This is a genomic window from Pararcticibacter amylolyticus (assembly GCF_003130405.1).
In the GTDB taxonomy this organism is placed as follows: domain Bacteria; phylum Bacteroidota; class Bacteroidia; order Sphingobacteriales; family Sphingobacteriaceae; genus Arcticibacter; species Arcticibacter amylolyticus.
On record NZ_QEAS01000018.1, the window covers coordinates 1 to 3,703 of the forward strand.

The following is a 3,703-nucleotide window of genomic DNA, read 5'->3' on the forward strand; positions in this document are numbered from 1 at the left end:
GTGAACCGCTTTAACAGCGCTGTCTACCAGAGTATCTTAAGGAGCAAAACAGCCCTGCGGGGTGCACGCGACCTCCACGACGGTGATCTGAGCTGCCTGGAGGGTTTCGAGTTCAATGCGAACAGCCCGCTCAGGGAGGCGCTGAAGGTGAGGCCCACGGTCTCGCTGACCAGCGGGGGAAAGGTGCGCGTGCAGATGGACGGATGGGGCAAGCTTAGCGGGCTGAAGATCCCTGCTGCCGTAAAAGAGGCCACAGACAGCTACCGGCTGCGGTTCCTGGTCACAGCTCTGAACTTCCGCAGTGAATTTTATGAGTACGTGGCGGTAAAGGATGTGGCGGTGACGGACTGGAAGGATATGGAGGCGCTGGACTTTGAGATGGAAGGGACGATCCCCGAAGGGTGTATGGTGCTGGTAACGGCTTCACTGGATTGCCTGGGCGTAAGTGATACGGGTGCAGGGGGCGGACTGGTGAACACACCTTCGTTCAGCCCTGCTGCGATCCTGGCGGCTTTCGGGACGACGGAGCCTCTTTCGCTGGAGGAGCCGCTGAAAGCGAGGAAAGAGGCCCGGGGGCGTCATCCGGGCTTGTGTTATGCAGGGAATGAGTTGCTGGAGAAGATGGCGAAGGTGGCGGAGAAGCGGAGGGCGAGGGAGCAAAGGGGCGGCCGGAGGGTTCGGGCGGATGGGATAGCGGGAAATGGCACGGGAAGGAACGGGCCGGAGGGTGTTGTGGAGAATGAGAGGGTGTTGAGTTCGGAGGGTGTGTTGAGCGCGAAGGAAAGGTTGAGCACTGATGGTGATGAGGGGATGCCTTTTGTATTGGGAAAGAGGTTTTCTCTTTAAAGGAATGGTTTGTCTTTAAGGGGTGCGGATAAAGAGTAATGAGGATGGATTAATCTTTTTCAAGAACAGCTGAAGACTGAAGGGCTCTTCTGTGACCTTCAGCCTTCTTTACACGTTACCTAGTTAGGACTGTAGTTCACAAAGTTGTGATACGCCTGACTCAGGTCACGAACAGAGTTCACTTCAAAATGGTCGCCCCAGGGTGTCCAGGAAATAAACTTCTGTCTTTTTCCTGCTGTACTTTTAGTAGGGGTAATTTCTTCGTACACCCCAAAATTACCAAGCGTATAATACTTGATTTTCTTAGTCCGGTGATCCAGCTGATGGGATTTAGTTAGCTCGAATCCCATAGTTCTAATCCAATTTTTAATGGATAAAGCTCTGTTCCGTGTCATAACGATTGGTTTTTTGTCCTTCATTCAGTTGATTAACAACCTATTAACACGTCTTTAATAATATGGTTCTGATAAATTAACTTTTTTACCACCCAAATGTGGAAAACTTGTGTGGAAAACTTCAAAATCCGATCATCACAACTTTTTTACGTAAGTCCGTTATCCAGACTCTTATATTGCGGTTTTCGCATTCAAGGCTACCCCTTTTTTCATACATAAAAATGAATTTCTTCAAACACTAAGCCTTTTTTGCCCTTTTAATACAAGGAGACCACAATGAAAACAATTATAGTTTCAAACAGACTGCCTGTTAAAATCAAAGAGAATAACGGAGAGATGGAATTCAGGCAAAGTGAAGGAGGGCTGGCGACCGGCCTGGGTTCAATTTATCGTCAGGGAAACAATATGTGGCTGGGATGGCCGGGAGTAGAGGTATCTTCTGAAGAACATAAATCACAGATTACCGGCAAATTACAGGAAATGAATCTTTATCCTGTTTTCCTGACACAGGAAGAGATCAACCTTTACTATGAAGGCTTTTCAAACGAAACACTCTGGCCCGTCTTTCATTATCACCCAACCTATGCTAAATACGAACAAAGTTATTGGGACAGCTATGTAGCCGTAAATCAAAAATTTAAAGAGGCAATTTTTCAGGTGGCCGAGCCTGGAGACAGGATATGGATCCACGACTACCAGTTGCTGCTGCTGCCGGGGCTGATCCGGGCCGAACAGCCGGAAATCACCATTGGCTTCTTTTTGCATATTCCATTTCCATCGTATGAATTATTCAGACTCATTCCGTGGCGGGCAGAGATCCTGCAAAATATGCTTGGTGCAGACCTGCTTGGCTTCCACACATTCGATGATGTAAGGCATTTCATCAGCTCTGTCACCAGGCTGTTGCCGGTGCACTCCTTTGGAAATGAACTGAATTACGATGACAGGCAGGTGGTGGCAGAGCCTTTTCCGATGGGAATTGACGACAAGAAATTCGAGGAACTCACTACAAATGAAGAGGTCCTCGCAAATGTAAACTCACTGAAAGAAACCTTTCATGATAGTAAGATGATTCTTTCTATCGACCGACTCGACTACAGTAAGGGCATTCTGCAGAGGCTTCAGGCATTCGACATGCTTCTCCAGAGAAACCCCGAATATCTCGAGAATGTCGTTCTCTATATGATCGTCGTCCCATCACGCGATACCGTCGCCCAGTATAAAGATCTGAGAGATGAAATAGACAAACTGGTAGGCAATATAAATGCCCGGTACCGGACGCTTAACTGGACGCCCGTCAATTATTACTACCGGTCATTTCCCGTAGAAATGCTCTCTGCCCTTTATAGCATGGCAGAAGTATGCCTCATCAGTCCAATGCGCGATGGCATGAACCTGGTCTGTAAAGAGTATGTGGCAAGCCGGACAAATAACACAGGCGTTCTGATTCTAAGTGAAATGGCCGGAGCTGCCAAGGAATTAATAGACGCACTGATCGTAAATCCCAATAATGTTGGCGAAGTCTACAGGGCAATGATCGAAGCGCTGAACATGCCCCTGAATGAACAGGAACGCCGTATGCAGGCCATGAGAGATGTAGTATCAAAATTTAATATCAAACACTGGGTAAAAATTTATATGGAAAAACTCGGCGAAGTAAAACAAATGCAGGATTCAATGCAGGCCAAACACATAGGCTTAAATGCCCGCTCATATATCGAAAACAGCTACTTAACTTCGTCCAACCGTGTCATCTTCCTCGATTATGACGGAACGCTGGTTGGATTTAAAGCTAATATTGATCTGGCATTTCCGGATGAAGATCTTTACGATATCCTCGAACAGCTGACATCAGACCCTGCAAATAATGTAGTGATTGTCAGCGGCCGTAATTATCAGACGCTTGAAGATTGGTTCGGCCGCATGCCTATGGATATCATCGCAGAACACGGAGCATGGCAAAAACGAAAAGACGGCGAATGGCAGAAACTCCCCGGCCTTTATAACCAGTGGAAGCAGGAGATTCGCCCTATCCTGGAAACTTACGTAGACAGGACTCCCGGATCATTTATTGAAGAAAAAAGCTATTCCCTGGTGTGGCACTACAGGAAAGTAGAGGAAGGTCTCGGAGAGCTAAGGGCAAATGAACTCATGAATACTCTTCGTTTTATCACCGCAGACAAAGGCCTGCAGATGCTTCCCGGAAACAAGGTCGTCGAAATCAAAAACGTAGAAGTGAATAAGGGAAAGGTCTCCCTCTCCTGGCTGGAAAACAACGACTACGACTTTATAATGGCGCTCGGCGATGATCACACAGATGAAGACATGTTCAAAGCACTCCCGGACAAGGCATTCACAATCAAGATAGGCAGCAACATCTCTTCCGCCCGCTACTATCTCCGTGACTACCGCGAAGTACGCCGCCTTCTCCGGACCCTGGCTCTGCGCCGGCTGCTAACATA

The 3,703-nt window shown here is 47.7% G+C and carries 3 protein-coding genes; 2 read left to right on the forward strand and 1 reads right to left on the reverse strand.

Going from position 1 to position 3,703, the window contains the following annotated elements:
* On the forward strand, positions 1–846 hold an 846-nt coding region (locus tag DDR33_RS25960; protein WP_158280811.1), incomplete at its 5' end, for a hypothetical protein.
* Positions 847–965: 119 nt separating this feature from the next.
* Here the strand turns inward: DDR33_RS25960 and DDR33_RS19135 are convergent.
* On the reverse strand, positions 966–1,196 hold the full coding sequence (locus DDR33_RS19135; RefSeq protein ID WP_109417416.1) for a hypothetical protein: 231 nt from the start codon (positions 1,194–1,196) through the stop codon (positions 966–968).
* A gap of 321 nt (positions 1,197–1,517) precedes the next feature.
* Between DDR33_RS19135 and DDR33_RS19140 the strand changes: the two genes are divergently transcribed.
* Positions 1,518–3,703: bifunctional alpha,alpha-trehalose-phosphate synthase (UDP-forming)/trehalose-phosphatase (locus tag DDR33_RS19140; protein ID WP_109417479.1), on the forward strand; the 2,186-nt coding region annotated here is incomplete at its 3' end.